Raw genomic sequence first — 23,895 nt, 5'->3', positions numbered from 1 at the left:
TACCTCTTTCCTTATTTTTAATTTACTTACTTTTATATAAAGAAGAAACACGTACTGAAAGGAGGAGAACGAGAGTAAAAAATATTCATTGTAAATCACTCCTAATTATCTTTTATTAACGAAAAAACGCCATCAGTCGGTTAAATACCGTTCAATGACGTTTTCAATGTGTTTATTGATATATTTAGTTACTTTTTACATTTTTCAGAGCTATGACTGATAAAGTGATTAGATTAATGCATGTATACACTTATTGTAATCTCAAACTATATCTCTATTTCATTACATGATGTTTTTTAATCCGTAATAATCGCAAACTGTTTAATGTCACAAGTAATGTCGCTCCCATATCTGCGAATATAGCTATCCATAACGTTAACCAACCAGGGACAACTAACAATAATGCAACAGCTTTAATTCCTAGAGAAAAGGTAATATTCTGTTTGATAATATTCAAAGCTTTTCGGCTTAATTGAACGGTATACGGCAGCTTATTTAAGTCATCTGACATAAGAGCAATATCTGCAGTTTCTAGTGCTGTATCAGTGCCTGCTCCACCCATGGCTACACCAACCGTAGAAGCGGCCAGTGCTGGAGCGTCATTCACACCATCTCCAACCATTGCCACATGATGTTTCCCTCGAAGTTTTTTAATGAAGGTCAACTTATCTTCTGGAAGTAAATCAGCTTCAATATCCGCAACCCCAATTTGTTGACCGATTGCATATGCAGTTCGTTGATTATCTCCTGTCAGCATAACTGTATCAACTCCAAGATGATTTAATTGGCTGATGACTTCCTTGGAAGATTCTCTTATTTCATCCGCCACAGCTATGAATGCAAGAATCTCTGTTTCCGTTCCTAAAACCATGACCGTTTTTCCTGCTGTTTGTAAATCAGTAATCTTTTCTTTTTGATTATTTTTTATTTGATTATGCAGTTCTTCAAAAAGACTTGGGCTGCCTACATAATATACTTCATTATTTATCTTTGCTTTGACACCTTTACCTGTAATAGACTGAAATTCCTCCATAAATACATCATTATAATGCAATCCTTTTGCTTCCACCTTTTTTATAATAGCCGAAGCGAGTGGATGTTGTGAGCCTTTCTCAATCGCTGCTGTGATTATCATTAATTCATCTTCATTCCTAGCATAAGTTACAATATCTGTGACAGCAGGAACCCCTTTTGTTAATGTTCCAGTTTTATCAAGAGCAATGGCTTTAAGGTTTCCAGTCTCCTCTAAATAAACACCGCCTTTAATTAACACACCATTTTTTGCAGCGTTTCCAATGGCAGTCACTACAGCTACTGGAGTAGATACAACAAGTGCACAAGGGCAACCAACTACGAGTACAGCTAATCCTTGATAAATCCATGTACTCCAATCTCCACTACCAGCTAATGGCGGTATAATAGCAATTAATGCAGCTAGAATAACAATAGCTGGAGTATAATATTTCGCAAATTTATCGACAAATGCTTGAGAAGGTGCTCGCTCGGCTTGTGCTGCTTCTACAAGATGTATAATTTTTGATAGTGTAGTATCTTCTACTCGTTTAGTAACGCTAACTTCAAGCAAACCTTCTTCATTTAATGTGCCGGCAAATACTTCATCTTCTACTGTTTTTGTAACGGGAACACTTTCACCTGTAATAGCAGCCTGATTTAAGGTAGACATTCCTTGAATAACAGTTCCATCCATCGCTAATTTCTGACCAGGCTTTACGATCATAATATCGCCAATTTGAACATCATCTACATGGATACTGATTTCTTGATTTCCCCGTCGAATTAACGCTTCTTTCGGTGCAATATCCATTAATGATTCGATGGATTGACGGGCTTTATCCATGGAGTAACGTTCCAACGCTTCACTAATAGCAAATAGGATAACAACTGTCGCCCCTTCCACCCATTCGCCAATAATAGCTGCACCAATAATCGCAATGGTCATAAGTGTATTCATATCAAATTGTAATCTAATTAGATTTCTAAACCCTTTAATAAAGAGGCTGTATCCGCCAACTAAAATAGACACTGCATATCCAATCGTTGGAAGGAAATGTTCTTCCCCTAATTGTTTTCCTAAAATCCAACTGGCTAAAAGTAATACAGCTGAAATATAGACCTTTATATTTTCTTTTTGTTTCCAAAAAGGTTCATGTTCCACCTTTTGTTCTTTTTCATCTTGCACCTTTAAATTTTCAAACGATCCTGCTTTTTCTAATTCCTCAATGGTTGTTTGCCCTTTAACATAAATTTTTGAAGCACCAAAATTTACTTCGGCGTTTTCCACCCCTTGTAATTTCTTGACGTTATTTTCAAAAGTTTTTGCACAGCTTACACAACTAAATCCCTGTACACGATAAGCCTTCATTTCTTCTTTTGTGAGTGATTCAGGCATTTGCTTTTTCCTCTTTCTGATGAACCAATGTAATAGAAATCAATTGCTTAATATGCTCATCATCTAATGAATAAAAAGCAAGTTTTCCTTCTTTACGGTACTTCACAATGCTTTGTTTATGAAGTGAACGTAAGTGGTGAGAGGCAGTTGCCACAGAAGAACCAATGATATTGGCAATATCACATACACACAACTCAGAATCTATACATAAGGCATAAGAAATTTTTGTTCTATTTTCATCAGCAAGCACTTTGAATAATTTAGAAACACGAGAAAAATCTTCTTTTTGTAATTCGTCTTGTATACGATTGACTTTTTCCTCGTCATAACAATAAACTTCACACATGTCTTTTTTTACCAACTTAATCACTCCATCATCATTCAAATATATATTTGATTATATAATATCTTAATTGCTGAAATCATTCAAGTGTGTATTTGAATAATAGATAGTTTATTTTAATTCGTAAAAAATGGAGGGCACGCATATAAAATTTGCATAATTAACTACAATTCATTCGTTCTAAAATCTGTAATCGACTCGTCCATAAATCACACACCAAAACACAATCATCGTTTCCTCATTTTTATCACGTATCAATTTTCCATAAGGAAAAAAAGGAAAATCTTCAATTTCAATCTCATTTAAAACAAAATTGTCATCAATCCAATCCATAACCTTTTGTTCATAGATTTTATCTTCTACCAATGGAAATCACGCTCACTTCCATAATTAGCCAAAATAAAAAAGCAACCTTTTGGCGGAGAAAACTTGCAAAGGGTGCTTAGGTGTACTAATTAAATTATTGAGATTCTAACTTAACATTTCTAAGAATTAATGTGTAAAAGACTGTTAAACAGGGATGTTAAAATTAGAGAAATAAAAAAGAGATATTGCTTTTTACACAATATCCCTCATCTTTCCCCATTTCCTCTGGCGGAATTTTGGCGGGGAACCTATTTATTTTTAGTTGTTTTATCCATTTTACGTACCATCAAAATGCCGTCAAATCAATGTTTTCACTTCAAATGCCCTTAGTGAATTATTCCCACTCAATCGTAGCCGGCGGCTTAGAAGTAACATCATACACTACTCTGTTAATATTATCCACATCATTCACCAAACGCGTAGAAATCGTCTCAAGCACATCCCAAGGAATCCGCGCCCAATCCGAAGTCATGCCATCAATCGAAGTCACCGCACGAATACCAATCGTATGTGCATACGTACGAGCATCTCCCATCACACCAACACTCTTGATGTTTGGAAGCACTGTGAAGTATTGCCAGATATCGCGGTCAAGACCTGCTTTAGCAATTTCTTCCCGAAGAATCGCATCGGATTCACGAACGATTTCCAGGTGTTCTTCCGTTACTTCCCCTAAGATACGGATAGCAAGTCCCGGTCCAGGGAATGGCTGGCGCCAAACGATACGGTCAGGAATGCCAAGCTGGGAACCAAGTTCACGTACTTCATCTTTAAATAATGTGTTTAGTGGCTCAATCAAATCGAATTGCATATCTTCCGGCAGACCGCCTACGTTGTGATGTGATTTGATGGTTTGGGCTGTGTCTGTACCACTTTCAATCACGTCTGTATAAAGCGTTCCTTGCGCTAAGAAATCAATATCTTTTAATTTTGCTGCTTCATCGTCAAATACATAGATAAATTCATTGCCGATGATTTTACGCTTTTGTTCCGGATCGGAAACACCTGCTAATTTCGTTAAGAAACGGTCCTTGGCATCGACTTTGATAATGTTCATCTGGAAGTCTTCTGCAAAAACATCCATGACATCATCTGCTTCATTTTTACGAAGAAGTCCATGATCAACAAAGATACAAGTCAGCTGGTTGCCGATAGCTTTATGGATTAACGCTGCTACAACAGAGGAATCCACGCCACCACTTAGTGCACAAAGAACGTTGCGGTCACCGACTGCTTCTTGGATTTTTTCCGTTTCCATTTCAATAAAGTTGGCAATTGTCCAGTCTCCTGCACAATGACATACATCGAATACAAAGCTGTGCAATACATCATTTCCATACTCAGAGTGACGTACTTCCGGGTGGAATTGCACCCCATACATATGCTTCTCTCCATCACTGATGGCAGCAATTGGTGTCGACGGACTGGTTGCATCTACCACGAAAGAAGGCGGTGCTGCGGTTACTTTATCGCCGTGGCTCATCCATACTGTTTGTTTCGTTGGTGTATCTTTAAAGAGAGCCGGGCTTTCATTTAATTCAATTAATGCTTTTCCATATTCACGGTTTTTGGATGCTTCTACTTTTCCATCGAAATGCAATGACATTAACTGCATGCCGTAGCAAATCCCCAGAACAGGAATGCCTAAATGAAAAATTTCCTCATCACAACGGAAGCTGTCTTCCCCATAAACACTGTGTGGTCCGCCGGAAAGGATAATTCCTTTTGGATTCATTTCCTTAATTTCTGCAGCGGTCAGCTTATGTGAATGAAGCTCACTATACACGCCAAATTCACGAATACGGCGTGTGATTAATTGGTTATATTGACTGCCAAAATCTAAAACCAGTACTAATTCATTGTTCTCCATAACTAGACTCCAATCTGTATCTTTTTAACGATGTATGCTCTTCCCTTTTTCCAAAAATTTCTTTAACGAAACAGGTTTAGGCTGCTTCTATATTTAATAAAACCCGGATTCAGGCCTTTCTGTTTTCTGCAAAGTCACACCAAAAAACATAGAAAGGCAGAATCCGGGTATGATAAACAAACCTTCTTCTGCCTTCATAGTCGAATCATTTACGGTGATCCGGTAGAAACTTTCGAACCTTATTTTCGAGGATATACGAAAGGCATATGTCGAACGAATTATTTGTCTTTATATCTCTGGAGAATATCTGTTGTCCTCCACAGTATTACTTTTTCATTCTACTAATTGATGTGCCCCGGGTCAAGCCATTATTTGATTGATTAAATTTTTCCATAATTGCATTATTTCCTCTTTTTCACCTGTTAACCGTTTACTATAAATCATCCGCTCGTAAATGCTGGTTAATCTGCTCATTTCCACCGTTTGCAGCTGCTTATCTATGCGCCCGGCAAACTCTCTAAGTGTTTCATCATTGCCACGCTTGAAACCTTTTTTATTTGCCAGTTTTAACAAGTAGAGATAGGCTTCTTGGAACGAAGCATCATCAAAGTGATGTTCCAGCTTTCTCTGCAAGAAATAAATGCGAATGGCGCTTCTCTTTTTGTAAAGGATAAACAGAATCAATAAGAGTACCACAGCAATTCCAATCAGAATAGCGCCTGTCACTGTTGAAATCCCTGATGCTTCATCGGAATCCGTAGCATCATCTTCCTGTTCTTCTGCTCCCTCTGGTTCTTCTTCCTCTGCTGTATCTTCGTCCTGTTCAGGGGCTGGTGCTTCCAGCGGGTCCTCTTCCTCGTCTATAGAAGCATCATTTTCATCCGCATCGGCGTGGAAATCCGCCATATTGGAGAAACCTTGTGTCGGCTCAAATGGTACCCATCCGACATCTGGAAAATAGACTTCCACCCAAGAATGCGCATTGCTGTTGGCAACCTGATTCACATGGCTATCTGTATCCACGTCTGTATCCACCCGTTCCCCGCTTGTGAACCCTTTCGCCCATCTGGCTGGAATATCTTCGGAGCGAAGCAAAACAATCATAGCAGAAGAAAAGTTATCGCAATAGCCGATTCGGGTCTCAAATAAAAATTGGTCCACATAGTCTTCCTCTTCCTCTGGGATAGGGATATCTTCTGTCTGGTATTCAAAACCATTTGCACTGAAATAACGCTCAATGGCCCGGGCTTTATCGTATCTTGTCTCATGCCCTTCCGTTATTTCCGCTGCTAAATCTTCTACCCTTTCCGGTAAATCAGCAGGAAGCTGTGTATAACGGTCTTGTATTTCTTCTGTATCCTGTTCGGAATTATTCTGCAATGTATCCATATCAAAAGATGGACTGTCATAGTTTATTTCATAAGTTTCTGGAACGTATTCTTCCCCATCTAATGTGGTTTCAACCCCCTGCAGGCTTTCGTCCAGATGAAAATCTACCACTTCCCCCGTTGTAATAGAAGAAACGCCATAAGGATAGACCAATTTAGGTAATCGATGATTCCCCGTGAAGTTCACTTCTGCTTCCATTTCCTCTGTCTCCACGCTATCCTCGAAAGTGGATAATGTAATCTGGCCATCAGATTGGTCCATCAGATTTCGATCTGTCGACGACTCCCATCCCTTCCCTGTGTAAACATCTTTCGTTTCTATCCGCCAATAATGGTCTTCTTCAACGGCAGCTTCAAAAAGAACCGTATCGTCTTGCACAAAAGAACCGCCTAATTCTGAGTCGTCTTCTCCATATCCGACTTGCCCGACTCTTTCGCCATCACCACCTAATTGACCTGCAGATCCTTGTAAGAAAGGCAAAGGATCGGGCCATTGCGGTTCTGCTTTCGGTGCCTGATATCCTATAAAAGCAACTACGGCAACAATCAGAATAAGCGGCATAAGCCAATATTTTAGACGATCTCTTACAGAAACAGGAATATGGTTATTTTCAATCTCCTTACTCAAGCTGGACATTCCAAGGGCTATAAAAGAGATAATAAAAATACGTACAATGGCCGAGGCACCTTCATACACCGTAAATGTATCCAGAATGCCAATATAAACAAAGGTCAACAGAATAAATAGAATAATATTTTTCATTCGGACAAACCAGTAATAAAGCAAATAACTCATCAACCAGATCAGAAGCAAAAATAATAGACTTCTGAAAAAGGTGGTAAGCAAATACCATTCACCAGAAAACATCCGCTCGATATTATTAACCACTTCCCGAAAGGTTTCCACGATCCAGTTCAAATCGAAAAAGCTTGTATCAAAATAAAGCATATGCACAATCAGCAGTAACCCAATCCCTTTGATTGGCACACTGATCAGCCAATGCAGCTGAAAATAAGAAATAAAAAAGCAATATAGCGCAAATAAAATAAATACGCCGATGTTTGTTTCTGAAATATCCCCAAGCGGATAGAGCCATTCTAAAAACAGGCAGAATCCTGCGATATATAGTAGTAGCGTGTGCAGTGTGTTCAATTGTTTCCGGCTGTGTGTCATTTGAAAATCACCTCAACAGGATCCGTTCCAAGCTGTTCCAGACTTAATTCCTGTACAGCTATACCTGAAAAATAGAGCGGCTCCAGCAGATGCTTTTCTTCTTCAGATAAGTGTTTTTCCGGATGGATATAAATAATGGAAAAGTGCTTCATACGCTGTTTTGCTTCTTGAATCGCCTGGATTAAATAGGTATCCACGGATGTTATCAAAAGAAAGATGATATCTGCTTGATTAAAATGAGCCATTTCTTCGCGGAACCGCAGCGAAAAGGAACCTTGCTCTTCCTGACTTGCTGTGAGCAGATAACGCTTGATGATTTCCAGCTGCTGCGCATGATGACCTGCTTCAAATACATGTGCGCTATCTCCGATGGAAAGAAAACTTGTCTCATTACTTTTCGTTGCCAGTTCCTGCACCAGAGATAAACTCATTTCAATCGAAGCTTCATAGAGAAGCGGATGTTCCTTCTCATTCATAAAATTATCATGAACCAGTAAAATGTCTACGCTTTTCTCCCGGTCAAATTCTTTTGTCATCATCGTTTGTCTTCTCGCTGTCTGTTTCCAGTCAATCCATGCAAAGCGGTCTCCCGGAGCATATTCTCTGCTTCCCGAAGCAATGGTCGTATTTAGTTGCTGTAATTGATTGGAAATAACGCCGCCCTGTTCATAACTTGCTGTATCACTGATCAAACGAATCTTATGTTCATAGGGATAGACCATACATTTATTTTCAATAGGAAAATCGCGGCTTTTTTTGATAAAACCAAAAATTTCACCTGTTTGAATCGTTACTGTGTCCAGTATATGCTCTCCACGCGGCAAGGATTGCACCGAATAGCTGAATGTAAAATGCCTGCGGAAAAGAGGAAATAACATACGAATCAGCTTGCGGGAAACCGCCATTTTTCCTGAAGGTTGTGAAGAGAAGTATTTCTCTTTTTTTGTATCTTCCTTCATTAAAGAGGAGGGGAATTTCTCTTCAAATGTACAATATAATAAAGGAAAAGGAAGCTTCCGTTTGATATGTATGTTCACAACCATATCATCCCCGGCTTGATAAACCGGGTTTTCTATTTCCCGATAGACCTTCCAGGTACGTAACGGATACAAGGCAAAGAGAAGCTGGTAGATGCCAATTGGTAGATAACCATAAAATAAAAACCAGCTGACAAATCCGCCCTGGAACATGGCATAGCAGAATAAAGTAATCATCAAAACCAACACGCCAATACTGCGTAAGATGATGCGGATATTGTTCTTCATTCTGCAAAGCCTTTCTTAATTGGAATATGTGCCGACTCTATAATCATATCAATCACTTCTTCACTTGTTTGGCCCTGATAACGTGCTTCTGCTTTTAACAGAACCCGGTGAGCCAATACAAATGGTGCCAGGTATTTCACATCATCTGGAATAACATAATCTCTTCCTCCAATATACGCATAAGCTTTCGCAGCTTCCATTAAAGCAAGCGATCCTCTTGGACTCACACCCAAATAAATGGAACTGTGCGTTCTCGTACGGGTGACAATATTCAAAATATATTGCTGGATGGTTTCATCTATATAAACATTTTTCGTCTCTTCCTGCTCTATAATCAGCTCTTCTTGCGACATCACCGCTTGAATTTCTTCGATGGGATGGTGATTTTTATTTCTCGAAAGCATTTCTAATTCATCCGCATACGTTGGATAACCCATACGCAGTTTTAATAGAAAACGATCCAGTTGCGCCTCTGGCAACGGATACGTCCCTTCATATTCAATCGGATTTTGCGTTGCCATTACAAAGAAAGGACTTTTCAGCTGTCGTGTTTCTCCGTCCACTGTCACGCTTTTTTCTTCCATTGCTTCCAGTAGCGCAGATTGAGTCTTTGGAGATGTCCGGTTAATTTCATCCGCTAATAGAATATTTCCAAACACAGGGCCTTCCCGAAACTCAAATGCTAATTCCTTGGGATTATAAATCGATACGCCTGTCACGTCCGACGGCAGCAGATCCGGTGTAAATTGAATTCTGCTAAAATCACAATTGACCGACTTGGCCAATGTACGGACCAGCATCGTTTTCCCCACTCCAGGAACATCTTCTAATAAGACATGGCCTTCTATTAATAATGCCACTAAACTAAGCTTAACGATTTCTTCTTTACCAAAAATGACGCTATTCATATTATTTAACACATCTTGAATATGTGTATTTTCCACTATCTTCTCCTGTTCCATCATCGCCCTCCTTAACTACTAATTTGCCTGAATCTTTCTATCTTTTATGTTACTATATTAGCAATCATAATGAAATGAAATGCATTCTAAAGATTGATATATCTCTTATTATGGACAAATTCTGAAATGGTTATTCAACAGCTTTTATCAACTTAGGGGAATTTGATAGCTATTTTTCAGTAACACGATCTCTTTACACATGTTGAAAGCAGAAACAGTCTCATTTCTTCTTTGTTTTACAGTAGAAGCATACAAGCTGAAGTGCACTTCATGTCAACGAATAAGTCTATCTTTTTTCGTGTTACCTTCCATTCTTTTTTGAAACTGCATGGGCCTTTTTCCTACTAAAAAAAGCAGCCGAAGTTTCTTTTCCTCCAACTGCTTCTATCCATTCTTTATAAAAGTGTGTTATTTGTTTCTTACCATAAAACAAGACGTTGTTTCGAAACAGGCTCCGGATACACGGTGTCTATTTCCTGTAAATCCTCCGCTGTTAAGGAAATATCTGCTGCTTCTATATTATGGAGAACATGATCTGGGTTACTGGATTGCGGTATCGCTATCGTGTTTCCATTCCGAATCGACCAAGCTAACAAAATTTGAAATACGCTTGCCTCATGCTTTTCCGCAATCTCCTTTAACACGTTTTGTTTCGTCAGGTTCGCTCCAAAACTATCACCGCGGTCAATTGGAGAATATGCAATCACCGGCATATGGTACTTGTTCATCATAGGAACTAAATCAAATTCAATGCCTCTGTTTGCAATATTATAGCGGACCTGATTGGCCTTACAATTTTCTCCTCCTGGTAAATCGATAACATAATCCAGATCATCCACGTCTAAATTGGAGACGCCCCATGCTTTGATTTTGCCTTGATTTCTAGCTTTCTCTAAAGCTTCCACCGTTTCTTCAAGGGGAATATCTTCTTGCCAATGCAGTAAATATAAGTCAAGATAATCTGTTTCTAATCTTTTTAAACTTTGATCTAAGCTGACTGGAAGATTCTTTTTGGACGCATTGGAAGGAAGCACTTTGGAAACAAGAAATACATCTTCACGGGTATACGGTTGAATGGCACTTCCAACGAGTTTCTCCGCATTCCCGCTTCCATACATTTCAGCGGTATCAATCAGCTGCACACCATTATCAAGTCCGGTTCGAATCGCCGCTACTTCCTGATCAAAAGTCGCTGCTTTATCTCCCATGTTCATGGTACCTAAACCAATTGGAAACACTTCTCTGCCGGCAATGTTCACTTTTTTCATTGCTCCCCACTCCTCTTTTTGGAATCTGTTTTCTATGTTTGTTCCACGATTAGAGGAAAACAAAACGCAAAAGATCTATGGAAATATTCATCCAATCAGCAATCATGTTCTGTACTTCTTTTCTGCCCGAGCAAAGCAGCGGAAAGCCAACCAGATCTTCCGGCATCATTTCCTTTTTGGGTACTGAAAAAGAATCCTTGGAAACTAAAACGCCCCATTTCTCTGGTCTCGGTAATGTCATTCGTTCATACTTCTCCACTGCTATCGGTTCCAGTAACACGGCAAGGTCAATCAGCCCTTTATCTAATTTCTCTGTGATATAATCGCTTGTCCCGCTGAAGATATGGAAGGTTACTTGCGGATAATCACTGACCATTTCTTCTAACATCATTGCCAACGTATCAGAATTATCTGCTTCCACGCAGCCAATTGATATATGCCCGCTGAATAACTGTTTTTTCTGGTCAAAAAATGCTTACTCGGTATGGTCTGTAAGTGTAAGAATTTCCTCCGCACGGTCCTTTAAAAAGACACCGGCTTCTGTTAATTGCAATTGTTTCTTCTCCCTATAAAACAGTTCTGTTTCCAATTCTTCTTCTAGTTCTCGCAACTGCCGGCTCAAAGTCGGCTGTGTAATATGCAGAAGATCGGCAGCTTTTGAAATGCTCCCCTCTTCAGCAATTGTCCAAAAGTATCTTAATATCCGTATTTCCATTATCATGACTCCTTCAGTGTTTTTGCCTCATTCGCTAGAATAACGATGTTTGTAAAACTTTCAGTCATTCAATCTTCTGCTAATTATTTGTTCGCTGCAATAATTACTACCTTTACTATCCCCCTTATACTTAATCCCACGCCAAAATAAAACAAAGATGTTAATACAATATCATACGATATGAGATACAGTTATTCATATGACGTAATCAAATTATATGAAGAAAAATGGATAAGACAGGATTTCAGGGGGAGTCAAATAATAATGCGATGAAAAACTCCCCCTTCTTTATAAACAATATAACAGAAGGAGGAGCTAAAATATTTCGTATACATATCATTTGTTATTAGTATCTCAAGTGTATTTAATAGACTAACTGTAAAAATAACTTATTCCATCTTATATGGAAAGCTACTTTCACAATATTATTCCTTTAATGCAGAGGGTTTCACATCTTTTGGAATAGGACATTCATAAGGTGTATCTTTAAATTTCTCTTTAAATTCTTTTTGAATTTCTTCTAATTTATCAGGATTTTGCAGTACATCAATGGCTGTTAATGCCATAACGTTCCCTGAGCGCAGCATTCCCTTGTGGGCTACCGAAGTCGTACCTTGGGTAACCATTTGCCAAGAATGTGCCGGAGTTCCAATAGCACATGTTGCTGTAGAGCACTGTGCCGTTGGAACCACCCAGCTGACATCTGCAACATCTGTTGACCCTGGCATTGCCATATCCAAAGGAACATAATCACTAACAACATTACTAAGATATGCCTCTTTTAATTTATCTGTATCCTTAATGGCACCAAACGCTTTTAAGGAATCAAAAGCACTGTCTTTCTCATTAACAGATAATGAATCCCAAATTTGCTTGGCATAATTCATTTCTTCATCCGTATACAAGATTGTATCTTCGACTTCCTTAAGTTTCTCATACATTACCTTTTCTAAATTTCTATTAGGTATATAATTAGAACACGCTTTGTCCATTTCTATCGAGACGGTAGTTTCTGTCATTTGAGCGGCTCCATGCGCAATTTTACATATTCTTTCATAAATATCTTTGACATCCTGCATTTTGGGTGAGCGAATTAAATATAATACTTCTGCATCTGATTGAACTACATTGGGTGATTTTCCCCCGGTGTTGGTAACGGAATAATGCATTCTGGCATCCGGTTTAACATGCTCTCTAAGATAATTAACTCCCACATTCATCAATTCTACGGCATCTAATGCACTTCTGCCTAAATGCGGTGAAGCAGCGGCATGTGAACTGATCCCTTTAAAGCGGAAATACACCTGATAATTTGCTAAGGAACTGAGGCTCATCATTCCATTTGCTGCAGATGGATGCCAGGTTAGTGCAAAATCCAGATGATCAAAAGCCCCTTCTCTGGCCATAAAGGTTTTTCCGGATCCGCCTTCTTCTCCTGGGCAACCAAAATATTGAACTGTTCCCGATAAGTTATTGGCTTTTAAATATTCTTTTATCGCAATAGCAGCTGCTAAAGAGCCTGTACCTAAAAGATTATGACCACAGCCATGACCGTTTCCTCCGGGGATAACAGCTTCAGGATTACTTACTCCAGGTTTTTGACTTAAACCGGACAGCGCATCAAACTCACCTAGAATACCGATAATGGGATGGCCAGAACCATAAGTTCCCGTAAATGCTGTTTCTATATCAGCTATATTTTTTTCCACAATAAATTCTTCTGCTTCTAATGCAGTACATAAATGGTTCATTGAGGTATATTCTTCAAACCTTGTTTCCGGATGCTTCCAAATAAAATCACTAACATCAGTAAGAAAATCTTGTTTTTCCGCTAAAATATCACTTACAAATGCATTTACACTATTTACGATTGTCATGATACATTCATCTCCTCATTTATAGTTGATTTTTTAGGTTTATTTACACTTAGTAGTAAAATGATTGCTAATACAACAACCCCTGTTATTAGTAAAAAGCCTGTTAGCAGTCCTTGATTAATCAATAACCCAAACATAAAAGGCATCATGATAAAACCTAATACAGAGTTTGCAGAATAACCAACAGAATATTCCGTCAATACTGGTGATTTATATTCCGGATCACACATTTTCAATAATAATAATCCTGAGATAAATACTCCGGTTGATGTCCCAAGTACTGCAACACTTTTCTCGAACCAAAAGTCACTAAAATACTTTCTACAGAGAAAATAGGCAGCTAAAATAGTAAATGCTCCTATTACTATAATCATAATAAGAATTGGAATAAAATAGCTGAAGACAGCCTGAACAGGCATGCTGACGATTGCTGCAACAACAGCAAAATCAGTAAACATACTAGCTATTTTCGATGCAATTTGGCTATCTACTATCCAGCTGAGATTCAATTGACACATAGCCCACCAGATTAAGTACATAACTAAAATAGCGTAAGCCCAAATAGGAACACTTCCAATGATAGGAACATTAAAGTATTGGACAAGCGTAAGTAATCCATATGCAACGCCGCTGCCTCCAAGAATTAATGCGACATGGAATGCTAATGTGTCAACAGACGAACTTAAAGTTGTTTCTTTTCCAAACTTATTCTGTTTGTCTACATCTGACTGATATCCTTGTTTCATGTCTTTTGGGAAGCTTTCTGAACCACTTAAGTATTGTGTATACCCCTTCCTTGCACCAAAATTAATAAGAACAATTCCTATCAAAATACCACCGATAATTCCAAATGTAGCTGTTGTTACTGTAACCCCTTGTGCAGTCTCCCAGTAAGGCTGATTCATAGATTGCAACATGCTTCCAATAACTCCTGCCGTTCCATGTCCTCCGGAAAATCCTCCTCCTATCTCTGTACCAAAGGATGGATAAGCATCTGTTAACATTCCAATCTTTTCGGAAATATAATGAATTCCAATTCCCAATGCTTGTTGCCCCTGTGAAACGATGACCATTATGGCAAACATAATAAGTATATTTCTGGTTGTCCGGCTGCTCTTTTTATTCTCGTGATAATTAAGATCTTTATGTAACGCTTTTTGCTTTTGCTTATCACGTCTTGATTTGAACTTAACCCCAAAAGGTACTGTAGCAACAACTGGCACAATTAAAATTCCTGGAAGCAAAGCATATGTGCTTATCCAATCTTCAGGAATCGGAATTACTGCATTATTACCTAATACTGCTGGACCTAAGAATAATCCGATAAACCCGCCAATAACAGATGCCGGTAAAAATATAGTTTGCAAGAATTTTACTTTCGCTCTTAAAAAAGTTCCCAGCAATAAAAAACCACTTAACGCAGAAAAACTAATTAGTAAATCCATAGTTTCCCCCTTTTCGTAAAAAATGAATTCTACTCTTAAATAAAACGCTTACATATTTAACGTATTAAGACTTAATCGTCGTATAGACATCCCTGCAACTTAAATGAAAAATATTACTAATCTAGATTGAACAATTTCAAAATTATATTTTTTTCTGTAATTTGAATGAACATCAGCTCCTTATTAATTTTAAAATACAATTATTTCTATTCCCTCCTTTTTTCACTAGAGTATGAAAATAATATAATATTTATATATTATTCCCTTAACACACAACTTGTGTGTTATTAACTAATAATAAAGTTTCGTTTTTAAAATGTCAACACAATTTGTGTTATAAATCTAATTATTCCATCACTTCGTGTTACGTTTTCAGAAAATATAAGATTGAGGTGCTGGTATGAAAGGGTTTGGTATGCGTTTAGAAAATCTAAGAGATAAGCATGGTTACTCCAAAGTTGAAATTAGTTATAAACTTGGGTTTTCTCAGAATGTATATGGCTCGTACGAAAGAGAAACGAGAAGACCTACATTTGAAACAATGATCAAACTGGCAGATATATATGGAGTTTCTTTAGATTATTTAATTCGGGGAGATGAATACCACCCTAGCGATAAAGAAACGTTGAAGAAGCTGCTTGCAGAAGTAACTAAGGAAAAAGAGACGGAGTATCAGTCTGAAGAGCCGATGATATCTGAAGATTTGATTCAAATGATGAAAGCTATGAAAGAGCTTAAACCAAATGCTCGAAAGAACTTGATAGAATTTCTGAAATCACTATAATCTCTCATTCTCTTTATATGTTATATAAATTACTTATAATTAACCGATAAATAAAATGTTGCTATTAAATAACTAATTATTTCACTATCATACGCCATCTGTTTATTTAAAACCATCATTATAAAATGAAACGTCCTCCTGATAAACAATAAAAATCCGGATCATCATTCCAATTCTGATAAAAGAATTGCTTTATGATAATCCGGATTTTTTATACACACGAACATGAATCAAATATGCTTTATGAAGGACAACCGATTAATAACGAATCGGTCCATTTGGTCCAAGCGGAATGCCAATCCACATCCAAACAACAAGCATAATTGTCCAGCCTATTAAGAAGAAGATAGAGTATGGAATCATGGTAGATACTAGTGTTCCAATCCCCATTTTCTTATCATACTTCTGGGCAAAAGCGATGATAACCGCAAAGTAAGTCATTAACGGTGATATAATATTAGTCGCCGAGTCAGCGATACGATACGCCATCTGTGTGAATTCCGGTGCATAGCCAAGCTGCATCATAATCGGAACAAATACAGGAGCCATCATCGCCCACTTCGCAGAGGCGCTGCCAATAAAGATATTAATAATAGCTGCAATCAGAATAAATAAAAGTATTAAACCAATACCGCTAAAATTGACACTGTCTAAGAATTCAGCTCCATAAACACCGATAACGAGACCCATATTGGTTTCATTAAAGTAAGCAACAAATTGACCGGCTGTAAAAGCAAGTACAATAAACATGCCCATCGATGCCATCGTATCACTCATTTGCGCGGCGACATCTTTATCACTCTTAATTTCTTTGGTCACTAACCCGTAGACAAGTCCTGGTATTAAGAATAACAATGCGATTATCGGAACGAGAGAATCCATAAATGGAGACATAATAATTCCATCCATTCCTGATTCTTCTCCACGCAACGGCGCGTTCTGTGGTATAACCAGCAATGCTGCTAAAATAATAGAAACAACAAACGAAACACCTGTCCAGATAAGTCCTTTTTTCTCTGTTGCTGTAATACCTTTTATATCTTCGTTTGCTTCTCCTTTGTAAGCTCCTAAACGTGGTTCTACAATTTTTTCCGTTACCCAGGCACCAACAAATGTAAGTAAAAATACAGAAACAGCAATAAACAGCCAGTTCATGGCAATATTCATTTGATCTGCATATGCCGGATCAATAATGGAAGCTCCGGCAATCGTTAATTCACCAAGCATTACATCGGTTCCGGATATGAATAAGTTCGCACTAAACCCGCCGGATACGCCGGCAAATGCTGCAGCAAGACCTGCTAACGGATGACGGCCGAGTGCCGCAAAAATCAATGCGCCCAATGGGGGCAATACAACATATCCTGCATCGGATGCTACACTGGACATGACACCGGCAAAAACAATACCAAGCGTGATAAAACGGTTCGGAATGGATAAAACAAAACCTCGTAATAATGCACTAATCAGTCCTGTCCGTTCTGCCACGCCGATACCAAGCATCGTCACCAGTACAACGCCCAGCGGCGCGAATCCAATAAAGTTATCGGTCATACTCCCGAAAATATATTCAATCCCTTCTGCATTCAGAAGATTATTAATTTCTACCGTTTCTCCTGGATCGCCCGGATTTTCTACACTTATATTGAATGGCTGCAATGCCGCAGATAAGATGATAACCAGCAATGCCAGAATCGCAAATAGAGTTGCTGGATGCGGCAGTTTATTCCCTACTACTTCTACCATGTTTAAAAATCGTTGAAATACATTTGTCTTCTCTTTCTCCATACTGTCACTCCTTTTTTATAACAATAATATTCTGATAATGAAGTGGCTAGAAATCAATTTTATTATACATAGTTTCATTGACAATGAATACCCTTTCTTTACAAATAATAAAAGTAACACTAGAGGGAATTTTTCAAACACTGTCATTTCAACGCTTCGTAAATAATGTTCATTTTGTATGCGGTTTCATTTTTTTGAAATCAAAACAAAAAGTAGATTAGAAAAATAAACCGGCAATGGTGCTCCCTGAAGGCTGCTTCAAGGGAGCATTGGTTATTGAAAATAAGGGTTGCCTTGCATGCCCTTCCATAAATCGCTGCGTTCCATTTCATATGCAAGCTGTAAGAGACGATGTTCTTTTCCTTTATTCGCCATTATTTGAACGCCAATCGGTAACCCGTCATCCGTTATATACAGGGGAAGGGAGATTGCCGGCTGTCCTGTTAAATTAGCAAGCTGTGAAAATGGTGTATACGTTAAACTTGGTAAAAACATCTCGTAAATAATGGATTGCTTGTCCTTTTCCGCAGCCATCCTTGTTTTAAATTCATTTGCCTGCTGCGCTGTCATCGTCAGTTCCCCAACTTTTGGAGCGTGAAAAGCTGTTGCTGGAGTAATATAGAAATTATATGTTTGATGAAAAATAGACATGATTTCTGCTGCCCAGTCCCATGATGCCAGACTATCTGTATAATCTGCAGCCGACAAAGACTTTCCTGCTTGATGCAATAGCCAGGATTCTATTTCCATATCTTCGGCTGTCAAAGGAATGTCCATTGCTTTTTCCAATCCACGCACAACAGCATTCATTTCACCACTGTTCATCACGTAGTAATCCCGCATTAATTGAACGCCATCAATGGGCGGCTGCTTTTCCTCGACCATGTGTCCGCTTTGTTCCAGATAACGTACCAATTGCAGTACTGCTTTTTTAGCATCCGCGGCCACCTCAGTCCCTACCGGAGACGCTGTGCTGAAAGCAATCCGCATCCGCTTAGGCAACGTTTCAGACAAGCTGTTTTGATACCCTTTTTCAAATAAAGGGGTTTGAAAAGCAGCATGAGATTCTATTACTTGTAATTGATCCAGCATCGCCGCACAATCCCTGACTGATTTTGTTAAAGCAAAATGGATAGACGCTCCTTGCCACTGTCTGCCCTCTCCCGGACCAACCGAAGTTCTGCCGCGTGTCGGCTTCAACCCGACCAGCCCGCTGAAAGACGCAGGGATTCGGATAGACCCGCCGCCATCACTTGCCCCGGCTACAGGTATAACACCAGAGGCAATAGCTGCTGCAGCACCTCCGCTTGAGCCACCCGGAGAATATGCCGTATTCCATGGATTTCGAGTTGGTCCATACAACTTTGGTTCCGTAATATTTTTCAGGCCGAACTCCGGATTGTTGGTATGTCCCATAAATAGAAATCCCGCTTCTCGAAACTTTTTCACAAAATAAGAATCATGCTTTTGCACTTGTGTTTGTAAAAGTTTCGAGCCTGAAGTCAACTTTTCCCCTTCAATAGCCTGAGAAATATTTTTCATTAACATCGGTACACCTGAAAAAGCTGCTCCCTGAACCGGAAAATGATTTGCTTCTTTTTTTACTGCTTGTTCCCGGTGATGTGTTGTAATATTTAACGCAGGATTCACCGCATGCAGCCGTTTAAAAGCAATTTCGACTAATTCGGATGGATGGATGTCTTTTTGCCGGATAAGTTCTGCCAATCCGGTTGCATCATAGTTCTTATATTCATGAAACTGCATTTTTGCACTCCCTCTCCTATGTATCCCTTTCCTGCATCATGGAACCAGTTGATGACGAGCTGGAATACAACGGCGTTTACATTTATTTGGTTACAGATTATCATTACGAGCAGGGAAAATCCATTAAAAAAAAGCTTTTCTTTTCAAGTTAGCTGAAGCCGTCCCCATGGAAAGCGGAGTGGTTGGCCGGAGCGGAGCTATACAGCCTATCCTTTAAAAAAATAGAAGGACGATTTAACCAAAAGCTAGCTTGATAATAGCAATCATATTCATCCTGGAACAGCAAGGTTTATACGCTTATTCTCAGGTATGAAAGTTGAGTAATAATAAAATAGGTCTTTTACTAAACTTGATATTATTCTTTAATATGTTAGTATAAACTTTATCATTTCTTGTCGACCGGTTCTCCGCAAAATATGACCCATGCATCAGACAGTATCTTTCATGATTCGCTGTCTAATCCGTACAAAACAAGCGATTATCCTGCTTTGGTTCTAAGATGTGCCATGTTCCTGCTCTTGAATAACTCCCTTACATTGGAAAAACGCGCCATTCGTTTTTCTTTTTACTTTTGCTTTGCGTGGAATAAAAGGCCTCATCAGCCTTTCAAACATGTTTGTAAAGTGATAAATAGGGAAACATTTTAAATATATGACCAAATTTTTTATCAAGCACTTTATAAATCGTTTTCAAAACAACAAAGAAGGGTTCAACATAGATAAGGAGATGAAAAAATGAATAAACGTTTAATTGACTGGCCAACTTTTATATTGGCGTTAGTACTTTTACTCAGTGTCGTTATTCCATTAATTCTGTTTCCGGAAGCAGGTGCGTCTGTTATTAATCAGGCGAATGAATTTGTTACAGGAAATTTCGGAATTTTATACTTATTATTGGGGCTTGGTGTCCTCATATTTTTACTATATGTGTCTTTCAGTAAAAATGGAAATATAAAACTTGGGGAGAGAAATACAAAAAAAGAATTTGGAACATTTTCATGGGCGGCTATGCTTTTCTCCGCAGGCATCGGCTCTAGTATACTATACTGGGGGATGATTGAATGGGCGTATTATTATGAGGGACCGCCATTTGGAATCACTCCTGAATCGGAAGAAGCCATCAACTGGGCTGCGAGTTATGGAATGTTTCACTGGGGACCAGTAGCATGGGCTTTATATACATTACCCGCATTGCCAATTGCCTACTTTTATTATGTTCGAAAAAAACCCGTCCTCAAAATTAGTGAAGCCTCCAGACCGGTAATTGGAAAATATGCTGACGGGCCGCTTGGTACGATTATTGATGTATTATTTATTTTCGGTTTACTCGGCGGAGCAGGAACCACCTTGGCATTAGGAACACCAATGATTGCGGAAGGGATTAATCATATCACCGGAATTCCTGTATCTCTGGTAATGCAGGCTGTTATTATGCTGATTTGTACAGCCATCTTTGCAGTAAGTTCTTACTCCGGTATTCAAAAAGGGATTAAAGTACTGAGTGATTTAAATATATGGCTTGTACTATTTATCTTAGGGTTTGTGTTTATTTTTGGCCCAACTTTATTTATCAGCGAAATGACCTTTACAAGTATCGGTCGGATTGTTAACAATATTTTCTCGATGGCGACCTGGCTCGAACCGCTTGCGTCTATTCCCGGACATGAAGAAACGGGCTTCCCGGAATCCTGGACCGTTTTCTACTGGGCATGGTGGGTTGTTTACGCGCCGTTCGTAGGGCTGTTTGTAGCGAGAATTTCACGCGGAAGAACAATCAAAGAAATGGTGCTTGGAACATTGATTTACGGGACACTCGGTTGTGTACTATTCTTTGGAATTTTAGGGAACTATGGTCTTTATCTGCAACTTTCCGGCGGCTTCGATGTAATCGGCTTTATGAATGAGTACGGAGCTCCGGCTGCGATTATTGCTATTTTGGATCAGCTGCCGATTTCATGGTTCGTTATTCCAGTCTTTACGATACTCGCTATTATCTTCCTGGCGACTACTTTTGATTCGGCTTCCTATATTCTGGCAGCCGTTGCTCAAAAAAGACTTGTTGGCGGCGAACCAATGCGTTGGCATCGTATTTTCTGGGCGTTTGTGTTAATGATTTTACCAATGGCGTTAATGTTTATCGGCGGGTTGGAAACATTACAGACCGCCAGTATTGTTGCCGGCTTCCCGGTTATCTTTATCATGATTCTGCTGGCATGGTCGTTTATGCGGGCTTCCACAGAAGATTTGAACAAACAGCGGGATGCCAGAAAACCAAAATCTATCACCATTGAACATTCAGATACAGATAAATAAAATGTCTTCCAAAAGAATATGCTAACGTTTAAAAGCAAAAAAATGCACTTGTCATTTGGGTTATTCGTAAGCGGGAAATAATATGACGCCATGACAAATAGCCCTGAAAGGAGTAAACTTTTTGTAAAGAAGCTCCATTAGGGCTATTATGCTCGTTTTATATGTTTTGAAAGTGGCTTCACCTTGGCTTGGATATAAGGACTCCATGGAAAATAGTTTTCCCATTGTTCCGAGTCTTGAAAAATATTAAGCTGGGGAAGTTCCTTAAATAAAACGGTTAAGTATTCAAACGGATCAATTCCATTTTCTTTAGCTGTTTGGATAACACTGTATCCAATGGTATTCGCATGAGCTCCAGCTACGCTGGTTGAAAAATACCAGTTTTTACGTCCGACGGTGACAGGCCGAATGGAACGTTCTGCGAGATTATTACTAATGAAAAGGCGTCCGTCTGTTAAAAAGCGTTGAAGGGAATCCCTTAACTTTTGTGTATAATCCACAGCTTTTTGTAAAGGACCTTTCATTGTAACGAGAGCGTCCAGCCATCCCCAAAACTCCTTCAGTAACGGCTTGCTTTCCAGCTGGCGTTGCTGCAGGCGTTCCTCTGGAGATAAATCTTTCCATTGCCTTTCCAGCTTGAAAAGCTGGTCACAGTAATGGACGCCGACGGCGCCTTGTCCATTTGAATCATTGGTCTCTAAAAACTTTCTCCGAACATGCGCCCAGCACGTTTGAAGTTGCACATCTTCTAATTTTTGATAGACGGAATATCCATCACAATGAAGAAGTCCTTGAAATCCTTTGAGAAAGGTTTCTGCTACTTCAAACCGGCGTGTCTCGGAAGAATGGTAGAGAATAATGGGATGTTTGGCAGCTTCCGCTGTTCGAAATAACCATATCCTCGCATCGGCTGTAGCTGACTTTTCGTCTGCCCGGCGTAAAATTTGATAGGTCGTTTCATCAGCGGAGAGCACAGGTTCTAGAAGTAATTTTTCTCTCATTTGTTGGTACAATGGCTCCAGCCATTCTTCGGAACTTCGAATCGCCCAGTTTGCCAACGTTCTCCGGGAAACCTTCAACCCATATCTTGCCCATTCTTTTTCCTGACGATGATAAGGAATACTCATCTCCAGCTTTTGATAGAGATTATAGGCTAACACGCTCGGTCCAGCTAAACTTTTAGCTAAGGCTGGTTCCGGTGCTTTTTGTCGGAGAATGTGATTCTGACCGGTTTTCTTACAGGCTAAGCATTCATAAGCATGTTCATAATGTACATGTTTTACTAAATGAGCTGGGATAAACTCTAACTCCGTTCGAGCTTCTCGCTTCCCAAGATGTTTTAATGGGCTGGCACAGCACGAACAGACCTGGCTATCGGACGGAAGAGTGTGTTCTTCTACCACGATAGGCAAGTCTCTTGTGATATCGGCCCGCTGCCCTTGATATTTTTTTCGCTGATAAGAGATGGTCTCTATTTCAACGGCTTTGTCTGCAGGTTGCTCTGCCTCGCTAAAAGGGGGATTATTGTCTTCTTCGAAGAAGGAGAGTTGACCTTGAGAATTCTTTTCGGATGATGTTCCAAATAGTCGACGATTCATATTGGTCAGCTGGTTAATCAGCTGTTCAATTTGTTTTGCTTGTTTTTCATTTTGAATTGTCAAATGTTCGATTTGTTTCATCAGCTTCTTTTCCAATTCTGTCAACGTATTCACCCCCTGTGTCCAAATAATTTCTTTTATCGTACCACACTTTATCAAAAAGGGAAGAAAAAATTTAAAAAACAATTTCTCTCCCCCATGATTAAGTGAGGACACCTAATTTGGCAGGTTGAATTTTTTGTTTTTGATAGATGGAAAAGCCGTCAAACAGCCACTCGATTTGTTTTGGTGTCAGTTTTTCAACGTCGGTTTGCGAACGCGGCCAAGTTAACTTTCCCTGATCGTATCGCTTATAAAGCAAATAAAAACCTTCTCCATCAAACCAGAGAGCTTTAAATCGATCCGTTCTTCTCCCGCAGAATAAGAAAACAGATTCATCTAAAATATCTAATTGAAATTGACTGGTGATTACGGAAGCCAGACCATCAATGCCTTTGCGAAGATCTGTATAGCCACAGACTAAATAACAATTTTTCATCTGGGAGAAGTCAACGAGCATGACGGCA

At 39.1% G+C, this 23,895-nt stretch carries 17 protein-coding genes, 1 pseudogene and 1 riboswitch; of the genes and pseudogenes, 2 read left to right on the top strand and 16 right to left on the bottom strand.

Features of this window, described 5'->3' with window-relative positions:
* Nucleotides 1-274: 274 nt before the first annotated feature.
* The 12 genes and pseudogenes from B7E05_RS06500 to B7E05_RS06450 form a co-directional block, all read right to left on the bottom strand.
* Nucleotides 275-2,410 carry a heavy metal translocating P-type ATPase gene (locus tag B7E05_RS06500; RefSeq protein ID WP_080873442.1) on the bottom strand — a complete coding sequence of 712 codons (2,136 nt, stop codon included), beginning with the start codon at nt 2,408-2,410 and terminating at the stop codon, nt 275-277.
* Nucleotides 2,403-2,771, bottom strand: a complete 369-nt coding sequence (locus B7E05_RS06495; protein ID WP_080873441.1) for an ArsR/SmtB family transcription factor — start codon at nt 2,769-2,771, stop codon at nt 2,403-2,405. Before B7E05_RS06495 ends, B7E05_RS06500 begins: the two co-directional genes overlap by 8 nt.
* Nucleotides 2,772-2,933: 162 nt before the next feature.
* The gene (locus B7E05_RS06490) at nt 2,934-3,119 is read right to left on the bottom strand and encodes a hypothetical protein (RefSeq protein WP_080873440.1); all 186 of its coding nucleotides are present in this window, start codon (nt 3,117-3,119) and stop codon (nt 2,934-2,936) included.
* A gap of 334 nt (nt 3,120-3,453) precedes the next feature.
* Nucleotides 3,454-4,989, bottom strand: a complete 1,536-nt coding sequence (gene guaA / locus B7E05_RS06485) for a glutamine-hydrolyzing GMP synthase (RefSeq protein WP_080873438.1) — start codon at nt 4,987-4,989, stop codon at nt 3,454-3,456.
* 177 nt (nt 4,990-5,166) lie between these two features.
* Nucleotides 5,167-5,268: riboswitch (purine riboswitch) on the bottom strand.
* Nucleotides 5,269-5,349: 81 nt separating this feature from the next.
* The gene (locus B7E05_RS06480; protein WP_080873437.1) at nt 5,350-7,551 is read right to left on the bottom strand and encodes a transglutaminase TgpA family protein; all 2,202 of its coding nucleotides are present in this window, start codon (nt 7,549-7,551) and stop codon (nt 5,350-5,352) included.
* A complete protein-coding gene (locus tag B7E05_RS06475) occupies nt 7,548-8,816 on the bottom strand; it encodes a DUF58 domain-containing protein (RefSeq protein WP_080873436.1) in 1,269 nt (422 codons plus the stop codon). The genes B7E05_RS06480 and B7E05_RS06475 overlap by 4 nt, the downstream gene beginning before the upstream one ends.
* Complete coding sequence (locus B7E05_RS06470) at nt 8,813-9,781, bottom strand: AAA family ATPase (RefSeq protein ID WP_080873435.1); 969 nt, start codon at nt 9,779-9,781, stop codon at nt 8,813-8,815. Before B7E05_RS06470 ends, B7E05_RS06475 begins: the two co-directional genes overlap by 4 nt.
* A 416-nt stretch (nt 9,782-10,197) precedes the next feature.
* Complete coding sequence (locus B7E05_RS06465; protein ID WP_080873434.1) at nt 10,198-11,046, bottom strand: aldo/keto reductase; 849 nt, start codon at nt 11,044-11,046, stop codon at nt 10,198-10,200.
* 49 nt (nt 11,047-11,095) lie between these two features.
* Nucleotides 11,096-11,488, bottom strand: a pseudogene (locus B7E05_RS22380) (LysR family transcriptional regulator substrate-binding protein); the annotation flags it as partial.
* A 33-nt stretch (nt 11,489-11,521) separates the two neighbouring features.
* The gene (locus B7E05_RS22375) at nt 11,522-11,761 is read right to left on the bottom strand and encodes a LysR family transcriptional regulator (RefSeq protein WP_245832994.1); all 240 of its coding nucleotides are present in this window, start codon (nt 11,759-11,761) and stop codon (nt 11,522-11,524) included.
* A gap of 425 nt (nt 11,762-12,186) precedes the next feature.
* Nucleotides 12,187-13,638, bottom strand: a complete 1,452-nt coding sequence (locus tag B7E05_RS06455; RefSeq protein ID WP_080873433.1) for a M20 family metallopeptidase — start codon at nt 13,636-13,638, stop codon at nt 12,187-12,189.
* Complete coding sequence (locus B7E05_RS06450; protein ID WP_080873431.1) at nt 13,635-15,083, bottom strand: sodium/glutamate symporter; 1,449 nt, start codon at nt 15,081-15,083, stop codon at nt 13,635-13,637. The genes B7E05_RS06455 and B7E05_RS06450 overlap by 4 nt, the downstream gene beginning before the upstream one ends.
* Nucleotides 15,084-15,483: 400 nt before the next feature.
* On the opposite strand from B7E05_RS06450, the gene B7E05_RS06445 reads away from it, so the two are divergent.
* Complete coding sequence (locus tag B7E05_RS06445) at nt 15,484-15,867, top strand: helix-turn-helix domain-containing protein (RefSeq protein ID WP_080873430.1); 384 nt, start codon at nt 15,484-15,486, stop codon at nt 15,865-15,867.
* 258 nt (nt 15,868-16,125) lie between these two features.
* On the opposite strand, the gene B7E05_RS06440 is transcribed toward B7E05_RS06445, so the two are convergent.
* Both B7E05_RS06440 and B7E05_RS06435 read right to left on the bottom strand, forming a co-directional pair.
* A complete protein-coding gene (locus tag B7E05_RS06440; RefSeq protein ID WP_080873429.1) occupies nt 16,126-17,655 on the bottom strand; it encodes an AbgT family transporter in 1,530 nt (509 codons plus the stop codon).
* A 273-nt stretch (nt 17,656-17,928) separates the two neighbouring features.
* The gene (locus B7E05_RS06435) at nt 17,929-19,419 is read right to left on the bottom strand and encodes an amidase family protein (RefSeq protein WP_080873428.1); all 1,491 of its coding nucleotides are present in this window, start codon (nt 19,417-19,419) and stop codon (nt 17,929-17,931) included.
* 734 nt (nt 19,420-20,153) lie between these two features.
* On the opposite strand from B7E05_RS06435, the gene B7E05_RS06430 reads away from it, so the two are divergent.
* Nucleotides 20,154-21,731, top strand: coding sequence for a BCCT family transporter (locus B7E05_RS06430; protein ID WP_080873427.1), 1,578 nt, complete (start codon nt 20,154-20,156; stop codon nt 21,729-21,731).
* A 146-nt stretch (nt 21,732-21,877) separates the two neighbouring features.
* Here the strand turns inward: B7E05_RS06430 and tnpC are convergent, their stop codons facing one another.
* Together tnpC and tnpB are read right to left on the bottom strand one after the other, a co-directional pair.
* Nucleotides 21,878-23,434: an IS66 family transposase gene (gene tnpC, locus B7E05_RS06425; RefSeq protein ID WP_080873426.1), complete on the bottom strand. Its 1,557-nt coding sequence runs from the start codon at nt 23,432-23,434 to the stop codon at nt 21,878-21,880.
* Nucleotides 23,435-23,531: 97 nt separating this feature from the next.
* Nucleotides 23,532-23,888, bottom strand: a complete 357-nt coding sequence (tnpB, locus tag B7E05_RS06420) for an IS66 family insertion sequence element accessory protein TnpB (protein WP_042528993.1) — start codon at nt 23,886-23,888, stop codon at nt 23,532-23,534.
* Between the last annotated feature and the right edge of the window lie 7 nt (nt 23,889-23,895).

The organism is Oceanobacillus timonensis (assembly GCF_900166635.1).
In the GTDB taxonomy this organism is placed as follows: domain Bacteria; phylum Bacillota; class Bacilli; order Bacillales; family Amphibacillaceae; genus Oceanobacillus; species Oceanobacillus timonensis.
This window is presented reverse-complemented; position numbering and strand designations above follow the sequence as displayed.

Excerpts from the sequence above, each read along its gene's own strand:
- B7E05_RS06480 (WP_080873437.1), bottom strand. The coding sequence starts at position 7,551 with ATGACACACAGCCGGAAACAATTGAACACACTGCACACGCTACTACTA.
- B7E05_RS06475 (WP_080873436.1), bottom strand. The coding sequence starts at position 8,816 with ATGAAGAACAATATCCGCATCATCTTACGCAGTATTGGCGTGTTGGTT.
- B7E05_RS06455 (WP_080873433.1), bottom strand. The coding sequence starts at position 13,638 with ATGACAATCGTAAATAGTGTAAATGCATTTGTAAGTGATATTTTAGCG.
- B7E05_RS06440 (WP_080873429.1), bottom strand. The coding sequence starts at position 17,655 with ATGGAGAAAGAGAAGACAAATGTATTTCAACGATTTTTAAACATGGTA.
- B7E05_RS06465 (WP_080873434.1), bottom strand. The coding sequence starts at position 11,046 with ATGAAAAAAGTGAACATTGCCGGCAGAGAAGTGTTTCCAATTGGTTTA.
- B7E05_RS06500 (WP_080873442.1), bottom strand. The coding sequence starts at position 2,410 with ATGCCTGAATCACTCACAAAAGAAGAAATGAAGGCTTATCGTGTACAG.
- guaA (WP_080873438.1), bottom strand. The coding sequence starts at position 4,989 with ATGGAGAACAATGAATTAGTACTGGTTTTAGATTTTGGCAGTCAATAT.
- tnpB (WP_042528993.1), bottom strand. The coding sequence starts at position 23,888 with ATGCTCGTTGACTTCTCCCAGATGAAAAATTGTTATTTAGTCTGTGGC.
- B7E05_RS06430 (WP_080873427.1), top strand. The coding sequence starts at position 20,154 with ATGAATAAACGTTTAATTGACTGGCCAACTTTTATATTGGCGTTAGTA.
- B7E05_RS06470 (WP_080873435.1), bottom strand. The coding sequence starts at position 9,781 with ATGATGGAACAGGAGAAGATAGTGGAAAATACACATATTCAAGATGTG.
- B7E05_RS06445 (WP_080873430.1), top strand. The coding sequence starts at position 15,484 with ATGAAAGGGTTTGGTATGCGTTTAGAAAATCTAAGAGATAAGCATGGT.
- B7E05_RS06450 (WP_080873431.1), bottom strand. The coding sequence starts at position 15,083 with ATGGATTTACTAATTAGTTTTTCTGCGTTAAGTGGTTTTTTATTGCTG.
- B7E05_RS22375 (WP_245832994.1), bottom strand. The coding sequence starts at position 11,761 with ATGGAAATACGGATATTAAGATACTTTTGGACAATTGCTGAAGAGGGG.
- B7E05_RS06435 (WP_080873428.1), bottom strand. The coding sequence starts at position 19,419 with ATGCAGTTTCATGAATATAAGAACTATGATGCAACCGGATTGGCAGAA.